This is a genomic window from Pseudomonas asgharzadehiana, assembly GCF_019139815.1.
GTDB classification, from domain to species: domain Bacteria; phylum Pseudomonadota; class Gammaproteobacteria; order Pseudomonadales; family Pseudomonadaceae; genus Aquipseudomonas; species Aquipseudomonas asgharzadehiana.
In genome coordinates, this window is sequence record NZ_CP077079.1 from 3,289,330 (window position 1) to 3,312,155 (window position 22,826).

The following is a 22,826-nucleotide window of genomic DNA, read 5'->3' on the forward strand; positions in this document are numbered from 1 at the left end:
CTTTCAGTTCATCGCCTAACTGCATGACGCCACAGCAATTGGCTGGAACTGCGCGGCGTTTCCGGCGACCATGGCGCACCTGTCAAACCCAGCTCATCGCAGGAGTCCGCGTGCCGCAACACAAGCCTGATCTGCCCCCTGAACTGCGCCCACTGGCACAAATGCCGCTGTTGAAACGCCTCGCCGCCCGTTTGTTTGGCCACGGCCTGACCCGCTTGCGCGCACAGCACCGGTTTTCGTGGTTGCACGGGCAAGCCGATGGGTTTCGCAGTGGTCACGAAGCCGGCGTGGAGTATGGCTATCGCGAAGGCAAGGCCGATGGCATCGAAGAGGGCCGACAAGTCCTGTTGATTCGTGATTTCCGCCCGGATGAGCACCGAGCCCCCGGCATCGACGACAGCCTGTTCGACGATTGGCGGTTGCCCCTGACCGCCGACCTGAAAAAACGTCTCAAGGCCGACGTGGCGCGGTTGCTGCCGGCCCATGCCCAGCCCAGCGCGGCGCAATGGAAGATGATTTTCAGCGATACGCCTTCGACATCCGTCATTGCCGGGGCCGGGGCCGGTAAATCAACCTCGCTGGTACTGCGCATTTTGCTGCTCACCCATTATCTGGGCTTCGAGCTGAGCTCAATGACGGTGGTGACCTTTACCCGCGAGTCACGCAAGGACTTCATCCACAAGCTCATGCAAATGATGAGCTTGTGGGGCCAACCGCTTGATATGAAAGATGCCCAGGCGGTGGTGCGTACCTTTCACTCGCGCATCCTGCCGATGGTGCGCAGCCTGCCGGGCTTTGAGCGCCTGCAAGCGTTCGAAAACCTCAGTTCCGGCTTCGAAGACGCCGACAGCAACCCCTTCGACCTGCGCATCAATGACGCCCAGCGTCAGCAGATGAACGCCTGTTATCACCGGTTGCAGGGCGAGCACCCGCGTTTCCGCGAGCTGATCGCACCGCTGGCTCGTCAGGGCCTGCAGCTCAAGGAGCTGGAGCGTGACCATCCGGATGTACAGAAACGTGCGGCGGTCACCGAACTGGCGGCCAAGCGCGATGAAGAGCTGTGCGATGTGATCGAGGACCTGTGGTTCCGCGCCGGCGCCTGGCCGATCAAGGGGATTGAGCCCAACCGTCAGACCGTGGAGGTCAATGGCGCACAGTTTCACTGCCACGGCTATATCCCCGAATTGGATGCCTGGGTGGTGCTGGGCTTTGATCCACGGGAAAACCCTCAGCTCAGCCGACCGAATGCCAAGCTGTCGGTACGCGCGGAATGGGCGGTAAAGCGCACCCTGTTTCAAGCTTTCTGTCGTAAGCCGCTGATTTGGTTCGAGAGTTATGAATCATCCGGCCGTCTTGCGAGCGGCCTGGCGGGAGATGCCAGCGCCGGGCCGGGCTTTGATTACAAGGTCAAAGGTGAGTTGGCCAGCGCACCGTTGCTCGACAGCTTTGTCATGGCGGCCGGCTTCATTGAGAACCTCGGCCTGGACGTGCCCACCGCCGTGGGCCGGATGAGCTTTGCCAAAGACGATCCGGACCGCTTCTTCTTCGAGGCCCTGAGCATTTTCTGGAAGGCCCTGGAAGATCACTTGCTCGACCAATCGCCGCCGATCATGACGTATAACCGCATGTTCTCGTTATTTGGCGAAAACACCCCGGAAAACCTCAAGTTGCTCAGCGATCCGTTGCTGCGCCCCTTGTCGCACCTGATGATCGACGAGTTCCAGGACGTGTCGCCGCAGATCGTCTCGTGGCTGCGGGCCAGCTTGCGCGAAATCCGTAGCCGGGGCCCGGCGATGCACGTGGGGCGTGGCGCACAGCATTCTTCGCTGCTGTGCGTCGGGGATGACTGGCAGTCGATCTATGGCTGGCGCGGCAGTTCGCCGAAATACTTCATGCAATTCAACACAGAATTCCCCGCACCGAGTACCACCCGCGTAATGCTCGGCGAGAACTACCGCAGCCATCAGCACATCATTGATGCAGCCGAGCATATTGTGCGGGCCGCCCCGGCGATTCCCGGCAAGAAGGCCAAGGCCAGCGGCACGCCCAAGGCGCTGGAGCCGGTCAAAGTGTTTGCGCGTGATGACGCAGCGCTGGGCCGTCGATTGCTGGAGCACTACCAAAAGGGTGATTCGATATTAATGCTGTATCGAAAAAGCAGCGATAAGCTGTTGATTCAAGAGCATATTCAGTCAGTAGTTAATGTGGATTCCAGCTTGCCGCCTCAAGCGCGCAGGCTCAAGCAATTGACCTACCACAGCGCCAAGGGGCTGCAGGCCGATGCGGTCTTTCTGCTTGGGGATTGCCAGCACGTGACCCGTTCGCCCTACAAGAATCAGGTGTATCGCATGGCGGGTCTGGGCAAGGACGGCGACAGCGAGCCGTATGACACGGCGCAACAGGACGAGGTGCTGCGCCTGGCCTACGTCGGCATTACCCGGGCCATCAGCCAGTGCTACTGGTATGTGGAAAAGCCCGAAGGCCAAGCTGTGAATGTGCCCAGGGCTTCGGAACGGGTCGATGGAAAAAAGGCATTTTTCGATGACCAGCGCGGCTGAAAGCCGCACCGGCTCTACTGTGGGAGCAACTGTCCGGATGAGGTGTGGGCGTTCCCGCCTTCACCTCACGCCCGCAACGACAACGGCGGTACAAAGGACGCCAGCTCGTCTTCCACCGCTTCAATGATGCGCTCCACATCGGCGGCATTCATCACCGTGGCACAGGGGATGCCGGCGATGGCAATCAGGGTTTCGCCGCTGGCGCGGTCGAACAGGCGGGCGACCATACTGCCGGGCGCGTCCATGCTGCCCTCGAAGCCCATCGGATGGAAATGCCAGCGCATCAACTGGCAGGCGTTGGGGAACGTCACTTTGTTCATGTTGCCCACCTTGTTCATTGAGCGCTTCCTTTAGCTCGCGGCAGGGAGCCATGACCGTCAGTGGTCGTGGCGTCGGAGCTTTAAAAATAGCATTCGTTCGCAAACGCGAGTCGAGTTTTTTTGCCCCGTTCGGCGGTTGTTTTGCATAAGGTTGATGCAGGTCAAGCCCTGCTCAGGATTGGGCACAGTGCCATTACTCTGCGGTCGCAATTGGCCGTTGTCGGCACTGTGGAATTTCGGCAAGCTCCACGGTTTACCCAGCGCAGAACCGCCCATGCCCGACATCGCCGCCGCCGATGATTGCCAGCACACCCACGCCACGCGTGAGCTGGTGTTGCGCCACCATCTGTGTTGGCGCCACCGCGACTTGGACGGGGTAATGTCCTACTACCACCCGGACATCCAGTACCACGACTTTTTCCAGAACCGTGTCATTGGTTACGCCGACCTGCGTGAGTACCTGCACGCCAGCATGCCCCGTGAGGCCGATGAGGCCATTGAGCACACCGATCGCATCCGTGCCGAGGGCGACACCGCCTTCATCCAGTACCGCATCACGTTGCGGGGCGGCCAGGGGCTGGTGTCGTTTCGTACCAGCGAAGCCATTACCGTGCGCGACGGGTTGATCTGGCGGGTCAATGAATACGCGTCACTGGTGCATGAGCAGCCCACCCAGGCCTTGCGCCCCACGGTCAGCCGCCTGGGCCTGTCGCCCCAGCAATTGGGGCACATGGCCAAGGACCTGCAGCAGTACTTCGAGCGCAGGCAACCCTACCTGGACCCCGAATTGGATTTGCAGCGCGTCGCCAAGGAGTGTGGCTACAGCCGAAACCAGATTTCCTATCTGCTCAACCAAGTGCTGGGGCAAAGCTTTTACCGCTACGTCAACCAGGCCCGGCTCCAGCACTTGCTGGCAGCGCTGGATGACGCCACACCGCCGATAAAGGTCGACGACCTGGCCTTCGCCGCCGGTTTCAATTCGTTGTCGGCGTTCTACAGCGCCTTCCGCCAGCACACCGGGCAGTCGCCCAAAGCCTACGTCAAGCAAATTTCCCTGCGTGCACGCGCGCAAGACAGCGAATAACCCCGCGCTCTAGGATCCCCTCTATCGAAATGAGGTAGGGGAGCCTGGCATGCCGCAATGGCGCAACATCAGTTTATGGATGGATCAACTGGACGACCCGCTGGTGGCTCGGCCGTGCCTTGAGCATGACTTGGACGTCAACGTGGCCATTATCGGCGCCGGTTACACCGGGCTATGGACCGCCTACTACCTCAAGCGCCAGGCGCCTGAGTTGACCATCGCGATTATCGAGGCGCAAACCGCCGGTTTTGGTGCCTCGGGGCGCAACGGTGGCTGGCTGATGGGTAACCTGCTCGGCGAAGATCGGCTGCTGGCCGGCTTGCACGCCGAAGCGCGCCGCGCCTCGTTCGATCTGCTGCACGGCATCCCCGACGAAGTGGCGCAGGTACTGGCCCGCGAAGGCATCGACTGCGACTACCGCAAGGGGGGCGCCCTGTACTGTGCCGCGCGCTACCCCGAGCAAGAAGCCAGCCTGCGCGCCTATCTGCACAAGCTCTATTGCCAGGGCCTCACCGACGCCGACTACCGCTGGCTGAGCCCGCAGCAGTTGGCCGAACAGCTCCGCATCGCCAGGCCCTATGGCGGTATCTATGCACCCCATGTCGCCACGATTCAGCCGGCCAAGCTGGTGCGCGGCCTGGCGCGGGTGGTGGAACGCATGGGCGTGAAGATTTATGAAAACAGTCCGGTAACCCAGTGGCAGTCCGGCGGCCTGCGCACGGCGAAGGCCAGTGCGCGCGCGGTGTGGGTGGTACCGGCCGTCGAGGGCTATGCCAACACGTTGCCGCCCTTGGGCCGCTACCAATTGCCGGTGCAAAGCCTGATCGTCGCCACCGAGCCGTTGCCGGCCAGCACCTGGGACGAGATTGGCCTGAGCCACGGCCAGGCCTTCGGCGAAAGCAGCCGCCAGGTCACTTATGGCCAGCGCACGGCGGACAACCGCCTGGTATTCGGCGCCCGTGGCGGCTATCAGTTCGCCGGACAGTTGCGCCACAACTTCGATCTGACCGACAGCGAAGTCGAGCTGCGTCGCTACCTGTTCAGTGAGCTGTTCCCACAGTTGAAAAACGCACGGATCAGCCATTCGTGGGGCGGCAATCTCGGCATGTCGCGCCAATTCCGGCCGCACATGCTCTGTGATCAACAGTCCGGCATCGCACTGGCTGGCGGGTATGGCGGGGAGGGCGTCGGCGCTGCCAACCTCGGCGGTCGCACCCTGGCGGACTTGATCCTCGGGCGCGATACAGCGCTGACCAAACAGCCCTGGGTCATTCGCGAACGTGGTCTCGACGCGCTCAAGGCCTGGGAACCCGAGCCCTGCCGCTGGCTGGGCTACAACGCGATCATTCGCAGTTTTGTCCATGAAGACCAGGTGCTGGCCAACCCCAACTCCGCCCCGTGGCGTCGCAAATGGGCGACCGGCGTGGCCGGGTTCATGGAAGGTTTCATGCACTGAGCCGTTTCACTCACACGAGAACACCCATGAGCATATACAAGCCGGCGATGCACTGATGTTGCCGGCCAACAGCACGGGCGTGTGGGATATCCAGGAAACCGTGCGCAAGACCTACGTATTGATTCTGTAACGCTTTGATCCTTGATCGCCTGCCATAAAAACAGCCCTAAAACCGCCAGGAAATCGAACCATGAAAGCCATTGCCCTGTTGCCCTTGATGTTGCTGGCCTCTGTCAGCCAGGCCGCCGAGACGGTGAAAATCTATAACTGGTCCAGCTACATCGCCCCGGATACCACGAAGAACTTCCAGAAACAGACCGGGATCGGTTTCAGCTACGACGTGTATGACAGCAACGAAACCCTCGACGGCAAGCTGATGACCGGTAACTCCGGCTATGACGTGGTGTTTCCTTCCAACCACTTCATGGCCCGGCAGATTCAGGGTGGCGCGCTGAAAAAGCTCGACAAGAGCCAGTTGCCCAACTGGAAAAACCTCAACCCGGTGCTGCTCAAGGCCTTGGAGAACAATGACCCGGGCAATGCCCACGGTTTCCCGTACCTGTGGGGCAGTACCGGCATCGGTTACAACATCGACAAGGTCAAGGCGGTGCTTGGGGACGATGCCCCCGTGAATTCCTGGGACCTGATTTTCAAGCCCGAATACATGCAAAAGCTCAGCAAGTGTGGCGTGGCCATCCTCGATAACGGCCCGGAATTGTTGCCCATCGCCCTCAATTACCTGGGCCTTGAGCACCACAGCAAGAACCCCGAGGACTACAAAAAGGCCGAAGCCCTGCTGATGAAAGTGCGGCCGTATGTGGCGTACTTCCACTCCTCGAAATACACCGGTGACCTGGCCAATGGCGATATCTGCGTGGCTGTCGGCTTCTCCGGCGACGTGCTGCAGGCCCAGAGCCGCGCCACCGAAGCCAACAATGGCGTGAAGATCGGTTATCAGATCCCCAAGGAAGGCGCCGCGATCTGGTTCGACATGGTGGCCATGCCCGCCGACGCGCCGGATGCAAAGGCCGGCTACGCCTTTATGGATTACCTGCTGGAGCCCCAGGTCATGGCGGAGATCACCAACGCCGTGCACTACGCCAACGGCAATAGCGCGGCGGACAGCCTGGTCAACCCTGAAATCAAAGGCGACACCAAGGTCTACCCCAGCGCGGACATGATGGGTAAGTTGTTTGCCCTGCAAGCCATGCCGCTGAATATCGACCGGATTCGCACGCGAGTCTGGAACACCATTCGCATGGGGCGCTGAAAAACCATCTGTCTTGATGGGTTTGATCGTTCCCCGCCTGGCGGGGGAACGATCTCAGGGGTTTTCCAAGTCATGCCCCAGCGACTGGATAAACAACGAAAACAACTCCGGTTGTGACGATATGTCCAGCTTCGCGTACAGGTGCCTGCGGTGCACTTTTACCGTGTCCGGCGAGATATTCAGGCGCTCGGCCATGGCTTTGGAAGAAAACCCGCGCAGTACCAGCCGGGCGATTTCCAGTTCGCGCTCCGACAGCACACCGCTGCCGAACTGGCTCAATGCATCCCTGATCTGGCTGTCCATGGCCGGCACCCGTTGAGTGCTCTGTTGCCAATGCTGTTGCATCAGCGGCAGCACCCAGGCCGCAAGCGTAGTCAGCAAGCCTGCCTCTTCGCCGCTGAAGCGCCGCTGCATGCCCAGCGACAGTGACAGCGTGCCGGTACCCGGCAGTTGCAGGATGAACTGCACCTCGTCTTCCAGCACGTTGTCGTGAAAGTAGTTGAGGAAGTACTCACTCTGGCGAAAATGATCCGGCGCCACTTCTTCCAAGCGATACACGCCGCTGGCATTGCCTTCACGGCACGCCTGGTAGAAGGGGTCGAGCAGGTACAGGCCATTGAGGTACACCAGCATCGAAGCGGGTTTGCTGGTGGGCTGGGCGTCGTACTCTTCCAGGGCCCGGGGTGGGCCATCCAGGGGGTAGAAGATCGCCAGGGCGTTATCGAAGGGCACGCACTGGTGCAGCAACAACACCAACGGTTTCCAGAAACGCTCGGTGCCGATATGCGAGACGGTGCGGCCCAGGCCGGCGTGCATGCCGACTTCGCGAAACAGGCTCATATGACAGGCTCCCGCCACCCAAAGATCGGCCCAGGGTTCGGCTTTTGCCGCAGGCCGTCAAGGGGAGTACGCCAATAGGGGAATTGGCTGACATAAACGCAGCGTTTAATTTCACCATTATTCAGCGGGAAACATATCCCGCCAACACATCATTTTTCGTTTCTGCCTCACACCAAGAACAACGACAGAGGATAACGATATGAGCACTTCCCCCACGCTTGACGGCGTGCTGAAACCCACCCTGAGCGTCTTCGATGTGGTGACCATCACGGTTTCCGCCGTGACACCCGCCAGTTCGGTCTTCGTGATCGCACCGTTCGCCATCCAGCAGGCCGGCAGCGGGGTGTTCCTGGCGTTTGTGATGGCCGGTTTGCTCGCACTGATGTTCGCCTTTTGCTACGCCGAACTGGGCCGCGCCCATAACAGCGCCGGTGGTGAGTATGTGTATGCCAAGCGCGTGTTCGGCGGCATGGCCGGCTATGCGACCTTCCTCACCGTGCTGGTGATGCTGCTGTTTATCCCGCCGGTATTGGCCACCGGCGCCGCGACCTACCTCAACAACGCCTTGGGCACCCGCTTTGATTCACAAACCGTCGCCCTGGTGATCGTGGCATGCAGCTACGCCTTGGGCGTTCTCAATATCAAGCTCAATGCGTGGATCACCGGCACGTGCCTGCTGCTGGAAGTGGCGGCGTTGCTGGTCATCGTGTTTATCGGCTTCGGCAACCCGGTGCAGCCCGCGAGTGTGTTGTTCCAGCCGCAGATCGTCGAGAACGGCGTACTGCACCTGGCGCCCTGGGCCCTGGTAATCGGTGCGGTGGGCATCGGCCTGTTTTCCTACAACGGTTACGGCACCGCAGTGTTGCTGGCCGAAGACATGAAATGCGCCGGCAAAGGCGTACACAAGGCGGTGCTGTGGTCCCTGGGGCTGGTGGTGATCATCGAACTGGTACCGATCACCGCGCTGTTGATCGGCGCGCCCTCCCTGAGCGCGATGATCAGCAGCCCCGACCCTATCGGCTACCTGCTCACCAGCCACGGCAATGAAACCCTGTCGCGGCTGGTCAGCGCGGGGATCTTCCTGTCGGTGTTCAACGCCATCGTCGCCATCGTCATCCAGATCGGCCGCGTGGTGTTCAGCAGCGGGCGCGATGCGCTCTGGACACCCAGCATCAACACCCTGTTCACGCGGATCCACCCGCGCTGGGATTCGCCCTGGCTGGCTACGCTGTTCCTGGCGATCCCCTCGGCGCTGCTCAGTTTCAGCTCGAATTTGGCCGACCTCACGTCGTTCAGCGTGTTGCTGATCATATTGGTGTACCTGGTGGTGGCGCTGAGCGCACTGATGAGCCGTGCGCTGCTGCGCGACCGCGAGCATCCCTATCGCATGCCGCTGTGGCCGTTGCCCGCGTTGCTGGCGGTACTGGGCGCGGGGTACCTGTTGATCACGTTGGTCATGGCGGCCTCGGTGCGCGACATCATGGTCATCCTCGGCTTGCTGGCCGTGTCGGTGATTTTCTATTGCATCAGCGGCCGGTCGAGTCCGGTCTTCCAGAAACTGTAAGGAGTGGGTATGCGCGCACGTCAATTGGGCATCACGTTGGGGCTGGGTACGCCCGGTGAGTTGAATGCAATCACCGATGTGCCGGGCGTCCGGGTCGGCCACAGCACACTCAAGACGCGTATCAACGGCAAACACGTGCGCACCGGCGTCAGCGTGGTCCAGCCGCGCGCCGGCGAGGCGCGGCAACAACCGTGTTTCGCCGGTTACCACGTGCTCAACGGTAATGGCGATGCCACCGGCCTTGAATGGATCCGCGAAGCCGGGCTGTTGACCACGCCGCTGGCCATCACCAACACCCACAGCCTGGGCATTGTGCGCGACACCCTGATCGCCCTGGAGCGCGAACGCCTGGCGGACCCGGCGGTGTACTGGTGCATGCCGGTGGTGATGGAGACTTACGACGGCCTGCTCAACGATATCTGGGGTCAACACGTCAAGCCTGAGCACGTGCGCCAGGCGCTGCACAACGCCGAGACCGGCCCCGTGCAGGAAGGCGCGGTGGGTGGCGGTACCGGGATGATCTGCCATGAGTTCAAGGGCGGTATTGGCACCGCGTCGCGACGTTTACCGGCGGAGCAGGGCGGTTGGACCGTTGGCGTGCTGGTGCAGGCCAACCATGGCAAGCGCCAGGAGCTGCGGGTCGACGGCTACCCGGTGGGGCGCCAACTGATGGGCATTGCCTCGCCCTTCGCCGAACGCGGCACGCCGGGCATGGGCTCGATCGTGGTGGTCATTGCCACTGACGCGCCCCTGTTGCCGCACCAGTGCCAGCGCCTGGCACAACGCGCATCCATTGGCATCGCCCGCACCGGCGGCGGTACCGAGGACTCCAGCGGCGACCTGTTCCTGGCCTTCGCCACCGGCAACAGGGACCTGCCGCCGGCGGATTACGCGCGTGCAGGCCTGCCGTTCAGCAGCACGTTGCAGATGCTCAACAACGACCATATTTCGCCGCTGTTCAGCGCGGCGGCCGAGGCGGTGGAGGAGGCGATCATCAACGCCATTCTGGCCGGGGAGGACATGACCACCGATGACGGCGTACGGGTGCCGGGCCTCACGGGCGACACGCTGTTGCAGGCATTAAAAAACAGCGGCTGGAGTGTGCCCCGGTAATGGCGAGCAACCTGATCGTTAGTTGAAGGAGTGGCTGTTTAATATTGCCAATGCCACCGTGGCAATAGAGTGGATCCAATTATTCGTGACGTCGCTGAAGTTACGCGGCGTTAGCGATATTTAATATTTAAATACGAGCCCGGTGTTTTTTGTTGGACAAAATCCGAGTGCCCCAATAAATACGGCACCCGACTTCCCTAAGTTGTCGGATGGCGCGTTTTTAACCTTGGAAATAGAGGTGGACGAAAGATTTCAAGTTGTGTCAGTTTCGTGACGCCTTCAAAAGAGGCGAGTGATAGGACGATCTCGCCAGCGGGGTTCCTATCGATCAAAGACTGATGCACTTGCACACAAGGAAGTACGTTTATGTCAAAAGTAAAAGACAAGGCTATCGTGTCGGCGGCGCAAGCCAGCACCGCTTACGCGCAAATCGATAGCTTCAGCCATCTGTATGACCGTGGCGGCAACCTCACGATCAATGGCAAACCCTCCTACACCGTCGACCAGGCAGCCACCCAGCTGCTGCGCGACGGTGCCGCGTACCGGGACTTCGACGGCAACGGCAAGATCGACCTGACCTACACGTTCCTCACCTCGGCCTCCTCGAGCACCCTGAACAAACACGGCATTTCGGGCTTCAGCCAGTTCAGCGCGCAGCAGAAGGCCCAGGCCGTGCTGGCCATGCAATCCTGGGCAGACGTGGCCAACGTCGCGTTCACCGAGAAAGCCAGCGGCGGTGACGGCCACATGACCTTCGGCAACTACAGCAGTGGCCAGGACGGCGCGGCGGCCTTCGCCTACCTGCCCGGCACCGGCGCGGGCTACGACGGCACCTCGTGGTACCTGACCAACAACAGCTACACGCCGAACAAAACCCCGGACCTGAACAACTATGGCCGGCAGACGCTCACCCACGAAATCGGCCACACCCTGGGCCTGGCTCACCCCGGCGACTACAACGCCGGCGAAGGCGCGCCCACCTACAACGACGCGACCTATGGACAGGACACGCGCGGCTACAGCCTGATGAGTTACTGGAGCGAGAGCAACACTAACCAGAACTTCAGCAAAGGCGGGGTCGAGGCCTATGCCTCGGGGCCGTTGATCGACGATATCGCGGCGATCCAGAAGCTCTACGGCGCCAACTACAACACCCGTGCCGGTGACACCACCTACGGTTTCAACTCCAATACCGGGCGTGATTTTCTCAGCGCCAGCTCCAACGCCGACAAGCTGGTGTTCTCGGTGTGGGACGGTGGCGGCAATGACACCCTGGACTTCTCCGGGTTCACCCAGAACCAGAAGATCAACCTCAATGAAACCGCGTTCTCCGACGTCGGCGGCCTGGTGGGCAACGTGTCCATCGCCAAGGGCGTCACCGTGGAGAACGCCTTCGGCGGCGCGGGCAACGACCTGATCATCGGCAACAACGCGGCCAACGTGATCAAAGGCGGGGCCGGCAATGACCTGATTTATGGCGGGGGTGGTGCCGACCAATTGTGGGGCGGCGCGGGCAGCGACACCTTTGTGTTCGGCGCCAGTTCCGATTCCAAGCCAGGGGCTGCAGACAAGCTCTTCGACTTCACCTCGGGCTCGGACAAGATCGACCTCAGCGGCATCACCAAAGGCGCCGGCCTGAGCTTCGTCAATGCGTTTACCGGGCATGCCGGCGACGCGGTCCTGACCTATGCGGCAGGCAGCAACCTGGGTACCTTGGCGGTGGACTTCTCCGGGCACGGCGTGGCGGACTTCCTCGTCACCACCGTCGGCCAGGCGGCAGTCAGCGACATCGTCGCGTGATACAAGGGCGCGGCGCTTGCGCGTCGCGCCTTCACGAGGGAGCGTGCGGATGCAGCGTTTTTTCAATTGGATCGCCTGCGGGTTGCAGGTGATGTTCGTGTCGGCAGGAGCCCACGCAATGGCGAGCAGTCTTGTTTTACCCACCACGGCCCAGTTGGCCGGGCATTGGCAGTTGCACCAGCAGGGCCAGGTGTGCGCCCTGGACCTGCTCGAACAGGCGAATGCGCTGGGCGGTGACGTCGCCTGCGCCGAACAGTGGCTGGGAGAAAAACCCCTGACCTGGTCACCTACGCCGGACGGCATCTGGCTGTTCAACGCCGTGGGCAGCGGCATCGCACACTTGAATCGCCAGAAGGGCGGTGGTTATCAGGTGCGTAATAAAACCGGCGACGTTATTGAACTAAAACGAATGCCTTAGTTATCGCTATACGCGTATTACTCGATTTTATTAGTTGCTCGGCCTGTATCTGTGGCTCGGGCAGCTTATGCGTGCAATCCGGTTCAAGGAAGATCAACACCTATGGCCAAGCCCCCTGTTGCTGCTCCTTTATTCAAGGCGCTGGGTGAATATAAAAGCATCTTGATCAGTATTGGCTGCTTCACCGCCTTGATTAACCTATTGATGCTGGTGCCGTCGATTTACATGCTGCAAGTGTATGACCGCGTGCTGTCCTCCCAGAACGAAACCACCCTGGTGATGTTGACGCTGATGGTCGTGGGCTTTTTTGCATTTATTGGCACACTTGAAGTGATCCGCAGTTTTATCGTGATCCGCATCGGCAGCCAGTTAGAGCGGCGTTTCAACCTGCACGTGTACAAGGCCGCGTTCGAACGCAACCTGCAACGCGGCCAGGGGCATGCCGGGCAATCCTTGGGCGACCTGACCCATATCCGTCAATTCATCACCGGGCCGGCGCTGTTCGCGTTCTTCGATGCCCCGTGGTTTCCCCTCTACCTGTTGGTGATTTTCCTGTTCAACGTATGGCTCGGCGTACTGGCCACCGCCGGTGCGCTGCTGCTGATCGGCCTGGCCTGCCTGAACGAATACCTGACCAAAAAGCCTTTGGGCGAGGCCAGTGGTTTTTCCCAGCAATCCACCCAGCTGGCCACCAGCCACTTGCACAACGCCGAGACCATCCAGGCCATGGGCATGCTCGGCGCGCTGCGCCAGCGCTGGTTTGCCGTGCATGCGCAGTTCCTGGGGTTGCAGAACCGTGCCAGTGACACCGGTTCTGTGATCAGCTCGCTGAGCAAGTCCCTGCGCCTGTGCCTGCAATCGCTGGTGCTGGGCCTGGGTGCGCTGTTGGTGATCCGTGGCGACATGACCGCCGGGATGATGATCGCCGGTTCGATCCTGATGGGCCGGGTACTCAGCCCCATCGACCAGTTGATCGCGGTGTGGAAGCAATGGAGCTCGGCCAAGCTGGCCTACCAGCGGCTGGACGAACTGCTGCGCGAATTCCCGCCGCACGTGGAGCACATGGCGTTGCCGGCGCCGAACGGGCAGATAAGTGTCGAACACGTCAGCGCGGGCCCACCGGGGCATCGTTTGGCCAGCTTGCATCAGGTCAGCTTCAACCTCGGCGCCGGCGAAGTGCTCGGTGTCTTGGGCGCTTCCGGTTCTGGCAAATCCACCCTGGCCCGCGTGCTGGTGGGTGTGTGGCCAACGCTGGCGGGCACCGTGCGCCTGGACCGCGCGGACATCCATCGCTGGAACCGCGACGACCTCGGCCCGCATATCGGCTATCTGCCCCAGGACATTGAGTTGTTCAGCGGCAGCATCGCCGACAATATTGCGCGTTTTCGCGAGGCTGACCCTGAGTGTGTGGTGAAGGCGGCACAACAAGCCGGCGTGCATGAACTGATCCTGCGCTTGCCCCAGGGTTACGACACGGTGCTGGGCGACAACGGCGGCGGCCTGTCCGGCGGCCAGAAGCAGCGCGTGGCCCTGGCGCGCGCGCTGTACGGCGGGCCGCGCTTGATTGTGCTGGATGAGCCCAACTCCAACCTCGACACCGTCGGCGAGGCCGCGCTGGCCAGCGCCATCGTACAGATGAAGGCCCAGGGCAGCAGCGTGGTGCTGGTGACCCATCGCTCCTCGGCGCTGGCCCAGGCCGACAAATTGCTGGTGCTCAACGAAGGGCGCCTACAGGCGTTCGGGCCGAGCCAGGAGGTGCTGCGTGCCTTGTCCGGCCAGCAGGAAGCGCCAAAAGACAAGCCCGGCGTCAGTTTCAGTCGTCAGTACTCAGCCGCAAGGAAGCCCGGCGCATGAACAGCCTCACTGTTGAACCCCCTTTCAAAGAACGCGATGCCGGTTTTTTTGCCCGGATGGGCTGGCTGCTGACCGTGGTCGGCGCTGGCGGGTTTTTCCTCTGGGCCAGCCTCGCGCCGCTCGATCAAGGCATCCCGGTGCAGGGCACGGTGGTGGTGTCGGGCAAGCGCAAGGCCGTGCAAACCCTCAGCCCCGGCGTGGTCAGCCGTATTCTGGTGCGCGAGGGCGAATGGGTGAAGCAAGGCCAGCCGCTGTTTCGCCTCGACCAGACCCAGAGCCAGGCCGATGTGCACTCGCTGCAAGCCCAATACCGCATGGCCTGGGCGAGCGTGGCGCGTTGGCAGAGCGAACGGGACAACAGCGCCGGCATCCGCTTTCCCGCCGAACTGAGCAGTAACCCCGACCCCGCATTGGCGTTGGTGCTGGAAGGCCAGCGCCAACTGTTCAGCAGCCGCCGTGAAGCCTTCGCCCGTGAACAGGCGGGTATTCGCGCCAATATCGACGGCGCCACCGCGCAACTCAATGGCATGCGCCGTGCCCGCAGCGACCTGACCGCCCAGGCGCAATCGCTGCGTGACCAACTGAGTAATCTGCAACCATTGGCCGACAACGGCTACATCCCGCGTAACCGCTTGATGGAATACCAGCGCCAGTTGTCCCAAGTGCAACAGGACCTGGCGCAGAACACCGGTGAAAGCGGTCGGGTGGAGCAGGGCATCCTCGAATCGCGCCTCAAGTTGCAGCAGCACAGCGAGGAGTACCAGAAGGAGGTACGCAGCCAATTGGCCGACGCGCAACTGCGCAGCCTGACCCTGGAGCAGCAACTCACCTCGGCCGGGTTCGACTTGCAGCACAGCCAAATCAATGCGCCCGCCGATGGGGTTGCGGTCAACCTCGGCGTGCACACCGAAGGCGCCGTGGTGCGGGCCGGCGAAACCCTGCTGGAAATCGTGCCCCAGGGCACGCGCCTGGAAGTGGAGGGGCACTTACCGGTGCATCTGGTGGACAAGGTCGGTACACACTTGCCGGTCGACATTCTCTTCACGGCCTTCAACCAGAGCCGTACCCCGAGGGTGCCGGGGGAGGTCAGCCTGGTTTCCGCCGACCAGATGCTCGATGAAAAAACCGGCGCGCCCTATTACGTGTTGCGCACCACCGTCAGCGAGGCCGCACTGGAGAAACTTCAGGGCCTGGTGATCAAGCCCGGCATGCCGGCCGAGATGTTCGTGCGCACCGGCGAACGCTCGCTGCTCAATTATCTGTTCAAGCCGCTGCTCGACCGCGCCGGCTCCGCGTTGACCGAGGAATGAACATGAAACCGGTGTTTATCGCCTTGTTGTTGACCTGCACCAGCGCCCAGGCCGCCATGGGCCCGTTCGATGTGTACGAGCAAGCCTTGCGCAACGACCCAGTGTTCCTCGGCGCCATCAAGGAGCGCGACGCGGGCCTGGAGAACCGCACCATCGGCCGCGCCGGCCTGCTGCCCAAGCTGTCTTATAACTACAACAAGGGCCGCAACAACTCCGAGGCGCATTTGCCGGACGGGCGCGGCGGCAGCTACCGCGACGACCGTAACTACAACAGCTACGGCTCCACCTTCAGCTTGCAACAGCCATTGTTCGACTACGAAGCCTACGCCAACTATCGCAAGGGCGTGGCCCAGGCGCTGTTCGCCGACGAGAGTTTTCGCGACAAGAGCCAGGCGTTGCTGGTGCGGGTACTGACCTATTACACCCAGGCGCTGTTTGCCCAGGACCAGATCGACATCGCCCGCGCCAAGAAGAAAGCCTTCGAGCAGCAGTTCCAGCAGAACCAGCACCTGTTCCAGCAGGGCGAGGGCACCCGCACCGATATCCTCGAAGCCGAGTCGCGCTATGAGCTGGCCACCGCCGAAGAGATCCAGGCGCTGGATGAACAGGACGCCTCGTTACGAGAATTGGGCGCGCTGATCGGCGTGCAGAGCGTCAACATCCACGACCTGGCGCCGCTCAACCAAGGCTTTGCAGCGTTTACGTTAACCCCGGCCAACTACGACAGTTGGCATGCCCTGGCGATCGGCAATAACCCCACGCTGGCGTCCCAGCGCCAGGCCCTGGAAGTGGCGCGCTATGAAGTGGAACGCAACCGCGCCGGGCACCTGCCCAAGGTCACGGCGTATGCCAGCTCGCGCCAGCAGGAATCCGACAGCGGCAACACCTACAACCAGCGCTACGACACCAACACGATAGGCGTCGAAGTGAGCCTGCCGCTGTATGCCGGTGGCGGCATCTCGGCGTCCACCCGCCAGGCCAGTCGCGCCATGGAGCAGGCCGAGTACGAGTTGGAGGGCAAGACCCGCGAAACCCTGATCGAACTGCGTCGCCAGTTCAGCGCCTGCTTGTCCGGCGTGAGCAAACTGCGCGCCTATCAAAAGGCCCTGGCGTCTGCCGAAGCGCTGGTGGTGTCGACCCGGCAAAGCATCCTCGGCGGCGAGCGGGTCAACCTCGATGCGCTCAATGCCGAACAACAGCTGTACAGCACCCGACGCGACCTGGCCCAGGCGCGTTACGACTACCTCATGGCCTGGACCAAATTGCATTACTACGCCGGCAACCTGCGCGACACCGACTTGGCCAAGGTGGATGAAGCCTTCGGGCCGGCACCGCGTTAAGGGGCGTTCTCGACAATTGCAACAACAAAAGAGGCAATACCATGGGTGTGTTTGACTATAAGAGCCTCGGAGCCGAGGGTTCCAAAGCGTTGTTCGCCGATGCCATGGCGATCACGCTGTACACCTACCACAACCTGGATAACGGCTTTGCCGTGGGCTACCAGCACAACGGGCTGGGCTTGGGCTTGCCGGCCACATTGGTCGGTGCGTTGCTGGGCAGCAGTGATTCCCAGGGCGTGATCCCCGGCGTGCCGTGGAACCCGGACTCGGAAAAAGCCGCGCTGCAGGCGGTGCAACAAGCCGGTTGGACGCCGATCAGCGCCGGCACGCTGGGGTATACCGGTAAAACCGACGCCCGGGGCACCTTTTTTGGCGAAAAGGCCGGCTACACCACGGCCCAGGCCGAAGTGCTGGGCAAGTACGATGACGCCGGTAAATTGCTCGAAATCGGCATCGGCTTTCGCGGCACCTCCGGTCCCAGGGAAAGCCTGATCAGCGATTCCATCGGCGACCTGGTCAGTGACGTGCTAGCCGCGTTGGGCCCCAGGGATTACGCAAAAAACTACGCGGGCGAGGCCTTTGGCGGTTTGCTCAACAACGTTGCCGATTACGCCACCGCCCATGGCCTGGGCGGTCACGACGTGGTGGTCAGCGGCCACAGCCTGGGCGGCCTGGCGGTCAACAGCATGGCCGACCTGAGCGCGGGCAGATGGGCCGGGTTCTACCAGGACGCCAACTATGTGGCCTATGCCTCGCCGACCCAGAGCGCCGGTGACAAGGTGCTCAATGTCGGCTACGAAAACGACCCGGTATTCCGTGCGCTGGACGGCTCATCCTTCAGCGGGTCATCGCTGGGCGTGCATGACCAGCCCCATGCGTCGACCACCGACAACATCGTCAGCTTCAACGACCATTACGCCTCGACACTGTGGAACGCGCTGCCGTTTTCCATCATCAACCTGCCGACCTGGATCTCGCACTTGCCCACCGGGTATGGCGACGGCATGACGCGCATCCTGGACTCCGGGTTCTATGCGCAGATGAGCCGCGATTCGACGATTATCGTCGCCAACCTGTCCGCCCCGGCGCGCGCTACCACCTGGGTGCAAGACCTCAACCGCAACGCGCAGCCGCACACGGGCGACACGTTCATCATCGGCAGCGCCGGCAATGACCTGATCCAGGGCGGTAAAGGCGCGGACTTTATCGAAGGCGGCAAAGGCAATGACACGATCCGCGACAGCAGCGGGCATAACACCTTCCTGTTCAGCGGGCCGTTTGGCCACGACCGGATCATCGGTTACCAACCAACAGACAAACTGGTGTTTACGCAGGTAGAGGGCAGTGCGGACTATCGTGATCACGCCAAGGCAGTGGGTGGGGACACGGTGATCAGTTTTGGCGGGGATTCGGTGACATTGGTGGGCGTGAGCGGGTTGTCGGGGGAGGGGATCGTGATCATCTGAAACTGCCTGTTGTGGTGAGGGCGCTTGCTTGCTCACCCCAACAGCCCCACTCCCACATTTGATCAGTGTGGCTTGAAGGAAATCAGTTTTCCTTGCGCACCGTAGCCACGTCATCGGCCTTGACGCGTACACGCTTGCCGGCGATATCGGTGAATTCGTAGAAACCGTCGGCGGTCTTGGCGTTTGGCGTGTCTTTGGTCAAATACTGCGTGCCGTTTTGCAGGGTTACGACGGTTTGCGTCGCGCAACCGGCCAATACCAGAAAAGTGAGTGCAACCAGCGGCAGCCCCAAATTCTTCATGTTCATTATCCTTACCTTCAACTCGGAAAAGTCCCGCGCCAAGGGCTGCGGGCCGTAAATGTTACGCCATCGACCCCCCATCTGATCACTTTTATACAAAAAGTTGCGTACGCCATTTATCTATTACCGATTGCAACACAGCATCGGCGGCGGCACTCTGTATGCATAACCAGTATTTGATCAGCGCGCACCATGGCCAATCCGCTCGACGACCCATTCTATTACCTGCATAACTTCCGCCAGGGCCTGCATTGGCTGGGGCAACGCTATGCCGATCTGCTTGATCCTGACGAAGAGCATTTCATTCAGCAATTTGACAGGTTGCCGCAGGCCTCCCAGGCGCTGTTGGTGCGCATGGTGATGCGCAAAGGCGTGCATTTTCGCGCGGGCAAGCTCAACTACGGGGAGGTGGGTTGCACCCACGCCGCCGCAGTGCCGTTGTTGGCACTGGGTTGGGTGGATGACCAGCACCCGCTGGGCTTTGCCGAACTGTTCGCGCTGCTGCAAAAGGCTGAAATCCTGAGTGCCTTCGCCCCCTGGATCGATCAGCCCAAGGGCAAGAAGGCCGACTGGCTGGAGGGGTTGGCGGCGCAGTTCAGCCAAACCCGCAGCTTTGCCCAGTGGTGCCCCGAGTTGGCCGATTCGTTGTACAGCCTCACCGTGATGGACCTGTGCGACCGGTTGCGCCTGATGTTCTTTGGCAACCTGCACCAGGACTGGTCCGAATTCGTACTGGCGGACCTGGGCATTTACACCTATGAAAAAGTCGAGTTCTGCGCCGAGTCCCGTGGGCTGCGCACGCGTGCCGACGTACAGGGTTTTCTGTTTTTGCACCACTGCCAGCAAGCCTTTGAAAACGCTGAAGCCTTGGACGAGGTGCTGCACCGGGTCGCGACCCTGAGCACCGACAACCCCTGGCTGGAAAAACGGCGCGCCAAGCTGTTGTTCCAGATCGGGCAGTTCTGTGAACGCAGTGCGCAATTGGCCCTGGCCGAGCAGATCTACCGGGCCTGCGCGTATCCCGATGCGCGTTCACGGTTGATCCGTGTGCTGGAGCGCCAGCAGGACTACGTGCAGGCCATGGCCCTGGCAACCCTTGCGCAACAGGCGCCGCAAAGTGCCGCCGAGCAGCAACACCTGCAGCGCGTCATGCCGCGTCTTCGGCGCAAATTGGGTGGGCCGGTCGCGCCCAGGTCCAAGCCTCGCGAGGTCACGCGCCTGGACCTCGAACTGGCGCTGCCGGACCCGCTGATGTCGGTGGAATACTGCGTGCAGGCTCACCTCAGCGAACCCGATGCACCGGTGCATTACGTAGAAAACGGCCTGATCAACTCGTTGTTCGGCCTGCTGTGTTGGGACGCGATCTTCGCTCCGTTGCCGGGCTCGTTTTTTCACCCGTTCCAGCGCGGGCCGGCGGACCTGCACAGCGAAGACTTCCATCAACGCCGTGCGCCGCTGTTCGACGCGTGTTTCGAACGACTGCAGGACGAGCGCTACAAAACCGTGATTCGCCAGCGCTACGTGGACAAATGGGGGCTTCAGTCGCCCTTCGTGTTCTGGAACCTGCTCAGTGAAACGCTGCTGGAACAGGCATTGGCATGCTTGCCCGCCGCGCACCTGCGCCACTGGTTCGAACGCCTGCTGCTGGACATTCGCGCCAACCGCAGCGGCATGCCGGACCTGATCCAGTTCTGGCCGGCGCAAAAAACCTACCGCATGATCGAAGTCAAAGGCCCCGGCGACCGCCTGCAAGACAATCAATTGCGCTGGCTGGAATTCTGTGGCGACCACCAGATGCCGGTCACGGTCTGCTACGTGCGCTGGGCGGAGCACGTCGCTTGAGCTACAGCGTGGCCGTGCGGGCGCTGTGTGAGTTCACCGCCAAGGTCGGCGACCTGGACCTGCGCTTTACCCCATCGCCCAGCGCCCAGGAGGGTATCGTCGGGCACCGCACCGTGGCTTCGCGACGCAGCGCGCACTACCAGAATGAGGTCGCCCTCGAAGGCACCTACCAGCAACTCACCGTGCGGGGCCGGGCCGACGGCTACGACCCGAACGCCAACCGCCTGGAAGAGGTGAAAACCTATCGCGGCGACCTTGACGCCCAGCCCGCTAACCACCGGCAACTGCATTGGGCTCAGGTCAAAGTGTATGGCTGGCTGATGTGCCAGAAGCTCGGGTTGACGCAGATCGAGTTGGCGCTGGTGTACTTCGATATTGTCGGCGAGGGCGAAACCCTGCTCAGTCAACGCTTCCAGTCCGCCGAACTACAAGCGTTCTTCAACACCCAATGCGCGCTGTTCCTTGGCTGGGCCAGGCGCGAAATGGCCCACCGTGAAGCGCGCAACCGCGCGGCCCAGGCCTTGAGTTTCCCGCATGCCGGGTTTCGCCCCGGCCAACGCGCGTTGGCCGAGTCGGTGTACAAGGCCGTCAGCACCGGCCGCTGCCTGATGGCCCAGGCGCCCACTGGCATCGGCAAGACCCTTGGCACGCTATTCCCGCTGCTCAAGGCGCTGGCGCCGCAGCAACTGGACAAGGTGTTCTTTCTGACCGCCAAGACTCCCGGCCGAAAATTGGCCCTTGATGCCGCGCAAGTACTGCATGCCGCCAGCCCCGACCTGGCCTTGCGCGTGCTGGAGCTGGTGGCGCGGGACAAGGCCTGCGAACACTTGGATAAAGCCTGTCACGGCGATTCCTGCCCGTTGGCCCAGGGTTTCTACGACCGTCTGCCCGCCGCCCGTATCGCCGCATCCAACGTACGCCTGTTGGACCAGCGCAACCTGCGCGACGTCGCCCTGGCCCACAACGTGTGCCCCTATTATCTGAGCCAGGAAATGGCGCGCTGGGCCGACCTGGTCGTTGCCGACTACAACTACTATTTCGACTTCGGCGCCATGCTCTTCGGCCTGGCCCAGCTCAACGGATGGCGTGCTGCGGTGCTGGTCGACGAAGCCCATAACCTGGTGGACCGCGCGCGCGCGATGTACAGCGCGAGTCTTGATCAATACCGCCTCAAGACCCTGCGCGACACGGCGCCCGAACCGCTGAAAAAAACCTTGCAGCGCCTGAACCGTGAATGGAACGCCCTGCACAAGGAACAAGTCGCGCCGTATCAGGCCTATGCCGCCAAACCGGAAAAACTCTTGCAGGCCCTGAGCCTGTGCGCCAGCGCCATGGGCGACTACTTCAACGACCATCCCGACTCCCTCAGCGGCGAGCTGCAAGCCTTTTACTTCGAAGCCCTGCAGTTCTCCAAGGTCGCCGAGCTGTTCAACGAACACTTCATTTTCGATATCAGTAAGCGTCAGCTCAACGCCAAGCGCAGCAGTTCTACCCTGTGCCTGCGCAACGTGGTGCCCGCCGAGTTCATCCGCCCACGGCTGACGGCCGCCCGCAGCAGCGTGCTGTTTTCCGCCACGCTGAGCCCCCGGCACTATTACGCCGACCTGCTCGGCCTGCCCAAGGACACGGTGTGGATCGACGTGGAGTCGCCGTTCAAGGCCGAGCAATTGCGCGTGCGCATCGTTGATCGAGTGTCTACGCGGTTCGTGCATCGCCAGGCATCCCTGCAGCCGATCGTCGAGCTGATTGCCCGACAATTCGCACAGCGGCCGGGCAATTACCTGGCGTTTTTCTCAAGTTTTGATTACCTGCAACAAGTGGCGCAGTTGCTGGCCGAACAACACCCGCAAATCACCTTGTGGCAGCAATCGCGCGGCATGACCGAAGCCGAGCGCCAGGCGTTTCTCGATCAGTTCACCGAGCACAGCCAGGGCATCGGTTTTGCCGTGCTCGGCGGCGCGTTCGGCGAGGGTATCGACTTGCCTGGCGCACGCTTGATCGGTGCGTTTGTCGCGACGTTGGGCTTGCCGCAACTGAACCCGGTCAACGAGCAGATGAAGGCGCGCATGGGCGCGATCTTCGGTGCGGGTTATGACTACACCTATTTGTATCCCGGTATTCAGAAAGTGGTGCAGGCGGCGGGCAGGGTGATTCGTAGCCAGCAGGACGAGGGCGTGGTGATATTGATCGATGACCGGTTTGGCGAGGCGCGGGTGCGGCAACTGTTTCCGAAGTGGTGGTCAATCGATAGCTGATGGGGACGGCACTCCCCATGTGGGAGGGAGCAAGC

At 61.7% G+C, this 22,826-nt stretch carries 17 protein-coding genes and 1 pseudogene; 15 read left to right on the forward strand and 3 right to left on the reverse strand.

Translation table 11 applies throughout. The features are described from left to right. Positions 1–110 precede the first annotated feature (110 nt). Positions 111–2,558 (forward strand): UvrD-helicase domain-containing protein, encoded by a 2,448-nt coding sequence (locus KSS96_RS14785; RefSeq protein WP_068931826.1) that lies wholly within the window; start codon positions 111–113, stop codon positions 2,556–2,558. Positions 2,559–2,623: 65 nt separating this feature from the next. On the opposite strand, the gene KSS96_RS14790 is transcribed toward KSS96_RS14785, so the two are convergent. Then, a complete protein-coding gene (locus KSS96_RS14790; protein WP_003174017.1) occupies positions 2,624–2,896 on the reverse strand; it encodes a DUF1652 domain-containing protein in 273 nt (90 codons plus the stop codon). Positions 2,897–3,152: 256 nt separating this feature from the next. Here KSS96_RS14790 and KSS96_RS14795 point away from each other — a divergent pair, with 256 nt between their 5' ends. The 4 genes and pseudogenes from KSS96_RS14795 to KSS96_RS14810 all read left to right on the forward strand — a co-directional run bounded on the left by KSS96_RS14795 (position 3,153) and on the right by KSS96_RS14810 (position 6,688). After that, positions 3,153–3,962 (forward strand): helix-turn-helix transcriptional regulator, encoded by an 810-nt coding sequence (locus KSS96_RS14795; RefSeq protein WP_017530627.1) that lies wholly within the window; start codon positions 3,153–3,155, stop codon positions 3,960–3,962. 49 nt (positions 3,963–4,011) lie between these two features. Further along, positions 4,012–5,418: an NAD(P)/FAD-dependent oxidoreductase gene (locus tag KSS96_RS14800; protein WP_068931828.1), complete on the forward strand. Its 1,407-nt coding sequence runs from the start codon at positions 4,012–4,014 to the stop codon at positions 5,416–5,418. 34 nt (positions 5,419–5,452) lie between these two features. Next, positions 5,453–5,548, forward strand: a pseudogene (locus KSS96_RS14805) (cupin domain-containing protein); the annotation flags it as partial. A gap of 60 nt (positions 5,549–5,608) precedes the next feature. Further along, positions 5,609–6,688, forward strand: coding sequence for a polyamine ABC transporter substrate-binding protein (locus KSS96_RS14810; protein WP_065879104.1), 1,080 nt, complete (start codon positions 5,609–5,611; stop codon positions 6,686–6,688). Positions 6,689–6,742: 54 nt separating this feature from the next. On the opposite strand, the gene KSS96_RS14815 is transcribed toward KSS96_RS14810, so the two are convergent. Further along, positions 6,743–7,528 (reverse strand): helix-turn-helix transcriptional regulator, encoded by a 786-nt coding sequence (locus KSS96_RS14815; RefSeq protein ID WP_017530630.1) that lies wholly within the window; start codon positions 7,526–7,528, stop codon positions 6,743–6,745. A 199-nt stretch (positions 7,529–7,727) separates the two neighbouring features. Between KSS96_RS14815 and KSS96_RS14820 the strand changes: the two genes are divergently transcribed. The 8 genes from KSS96_RS14820 (at position 7,728) to KSS96_RS14855 (ending at position 18,393) form a co-directional block, all read left to right on the forward strand. Then, entirely contained in the window at positions 7,728–9,092 is a 1,365-nt protein-coding gene (locus KSS96_RS14820) for an APC family permease (protein WP_017530631.1), read from the forward strand. A gap of 9 nt (positions 9,093–9,101) precedes the next feature. Beyond that, on the forward strand, positions 9,102–10,205 hold the full coding sequence (locus KSS96_RS14825) for a DmpA family aminopeptidase (RefSeq protein ID WP_065879103.1): 1,104 nt from the start codon (positions 9,102–9,104) through the stop codon (positions 10,203–10,205). Between the two features lie 366 nt (positions 10,206–10,571). Then, positions 10,572–12,005: a serralysin family metalloprotease gene (locus tag KSS96_RS14830; RefSeq protein WP_017530633.1), complete on the forward strand. Its 1,434-nt coding sequence runs from the start codon at positions 10,572–10,574 to the stop codon at positions 12,003–12,005. Positions 12,006–12,054: 49 nt separating this feature from the next. Next, positions 12,055–12,423, forward strand: coding sequence for an AprI/Inh family metalloprotease inhibitor (locus KSS96_RS14835; RefSeq protein ID WP_135196251.1), 369 nt, complete (start codon positions 12,055–12,057; stop codon positions 12,421–12,423). Between the two features lie 102 nt (positions 12,424–12,525). Further along, positions 12,526–14,277 carry a type I secretion system permease/ATPase gene (locus tag KSS96_RS14840; protein WP_068931830.1) on the forward strand — a complete coding sequence of 584 codons (1,752 nt, stop codon included), beginning with the start codon at positions 12,526–12,528 and terminating at the stop codon, positions 14,275–14,277. Continuing rightward, positions 14,274–15,587, forward strand: coding sequence for an HlyD family type I secretion periplasmic adaptor subunit (locus tag KSS96_RS14845; RefSeq protein ID WP_017530636.1), 1,314 nt, complete (start codon positions 14,274–14,276; stop codon positions 15,585–15,587). The genes KSS96_RS14840 and KSS96_RS14845 overlap by 4 nt, the downstream gene beginning before the upstream one ends. Before the next feature lie 2 nt (positions 15,588–15,589). Then, positions 15,590–16,927: a TolC family outer membrane protein gene (locus KSS96_RS14850; RefSeq protein WP_017530637.1), complete on the forward strand. Its 1,338-nt coding sequence runs from the start codon at positions 15,590–15,592 to the stop codon at positions 16,925–16,927. A gap of 41 nt (positions 16,928–16,968) precedes the next feature. Next, positions 16,969–18,393 carry a polyurethane esterase gene (locus tag KSS96_RS14855; RefSeq protein WP_217855012.1) on the forward strand — a complete coding sequence of 475 codons (1,425 nt, stop codon included), beginning with the start codon at positions 16,969–16,971 and terminating at the stop codon, positions 18,391–18,393. An 82-nt stretch (positions 18,394–18,475) separates the two neighbouring features. Here KSS96_RS14855 and KSS96_RS14860 read toward each other — a convergent pair whose 3' ends face one another. Then, complete coding sequence (locus tag KSS96_RS14860; protein WP_017530639.1) at positions 18,476–18,700, reverse strand: YgdI/YgdR family lipoprotein; 225 nt, start codon at positions 18,698–18,700, stop codon at positions 18,476–18,478. A 186-nt stretch (positions 18,701–18,886) separates the two neighbouring features. On the opposite strand from KSS96_RS14860, the gene KSS96_RS14865 reads away from it, so the two are divergent. Together KSS96_RS14865 and KSS96_RS14870 are read left to right on the forward strand one after the other, a co-directional pair. Beyond that, positions 18,887–20,536 (forward strand): VRR-NUC domain-containing protein, encoded by a 1,650-nt coding sequence (locus KSS96_RS14865; protein ID WP_217855013.1) that lies wholly within the window; start codon positions 18,887–18,889, stop codon positions 20,534–20,536. Next, complete coding sequence (locus KSS96_RS14870) at positions 20,533–22,791, forward strand: ATP-dependent DNA helicase (protein WP_217855014.1); 2,259 nt, start codon at positions 20,533–20,535, stop codon at positions 22,789–22,791. Before KSS96_RS14865 ends, KSS96_RS14870 begins: the two co-directional genes overlap by 4 nt. The last annotated feature ends 35 nt before the right edge of the window (positions 22,792–22,826 follow it).

Coding starts and splice junctions, on each gene's coding strand:
- KSS96_RS14815 (WP_017530630.1), bottom strand. CDS start 7,528: ATGAGCCTGTTTCGCGAAGTCGGCATGCACGCCGGCCTGGGCCGCACC.
- KSS96_RS14845 (WP_017530636.1), top strand. CDS start 14,274: ATGAACAGCCTCACTGTTGAACCCCCTTTCAAAGAACGCGATGCCGGT.
- KSS96_RS14850 (WP_017530637.1), top strand. CDS start 15,590: ATGAAACCGGTGTTTATCGCCTTGTTGTTGACCTGCACCAGCGCCCAG.
- KSS96_RS14830 (WP_017530633.1), top strand. CDS start 10,572: ATGTCAAAAGTAAAAGACAAGGCTATCGTGTCGGCGGCGCAAGCCAGC.
- KSS96_RS14840 (WP_068931830.1), top strand. CDS start 12,526: ATGGCCAAGCCCCCTGTTGCTGCTCCTTTATTCAAGGCGCTGGGTGAA.
- KSS96_RS14860 (WP_017530639.1), bottom strand. CDS start 18,700: ATGAACATGAAGAATTTGGGGCTGCCGCTGGTTGCACTCACTTTTCTG.
- KSS96_RS14855 (WP_217855012.1), top strand. CDS start 16,969: ATGGGTGTGTTTGACTATAAGAGCCTCGGAGCCGAGGGTTCCAAAGCG.
- KSS96_RS14825 (WP_065879103.1), top strand. CDS start 9,102: ATGCGCGCACGTCAATTGGGCATCACGTTGGGGCTGGGTACGCCCGGT.
- KSS96_RS14800 (WP_068931828.1), top strand. CDS start 4,012: ATGCCGCAATGGCGCAACATCAGTTTATGGATGGATCAACTGGACGAC.
- KSS96_RS14795 (WP_017530627.1), top strand. CDS start 3,153: ATGCCCGACATCGCCGCCGCCGATGATTGCCAGCACACCCACGCCACG.
- KSS96_RS14790 (WP_003174017.1), bottom strand. CDS start 2,896: ATGAACAAGGTGGGCAACATGAACAAAGTGACGTTCCCCAACGCCTGC.
- KSS96_RS14865 (WP_217855013.1), top strand. CDS start 18,887: ATGGCCAATCCGCTCGACGACCCATTCTATTACCTGCATAACTTCCGC.
- KSS96_RS14835 (WP_135196251.1), top strand. CDS start 12,055: ATGCAGCGTTTTTTCAATTGGATCGCCTGCGGGTTGCAGGTGATGTTC.
- KSS96_RS14810 (WP_065879104.1), top strand. CDS start 5,609: ATGAAAGCCATTGCCCTGTTGCCCTTGATGTTGCTGGCCTCTGTCAGC.
- KSS96_RS14820 (WP_017530631.1), top strand. CDS start 7,728: ATGAGCACTTCCCCCACGCTTGACGGCGTGCTGAAACCCACCCTGAGC.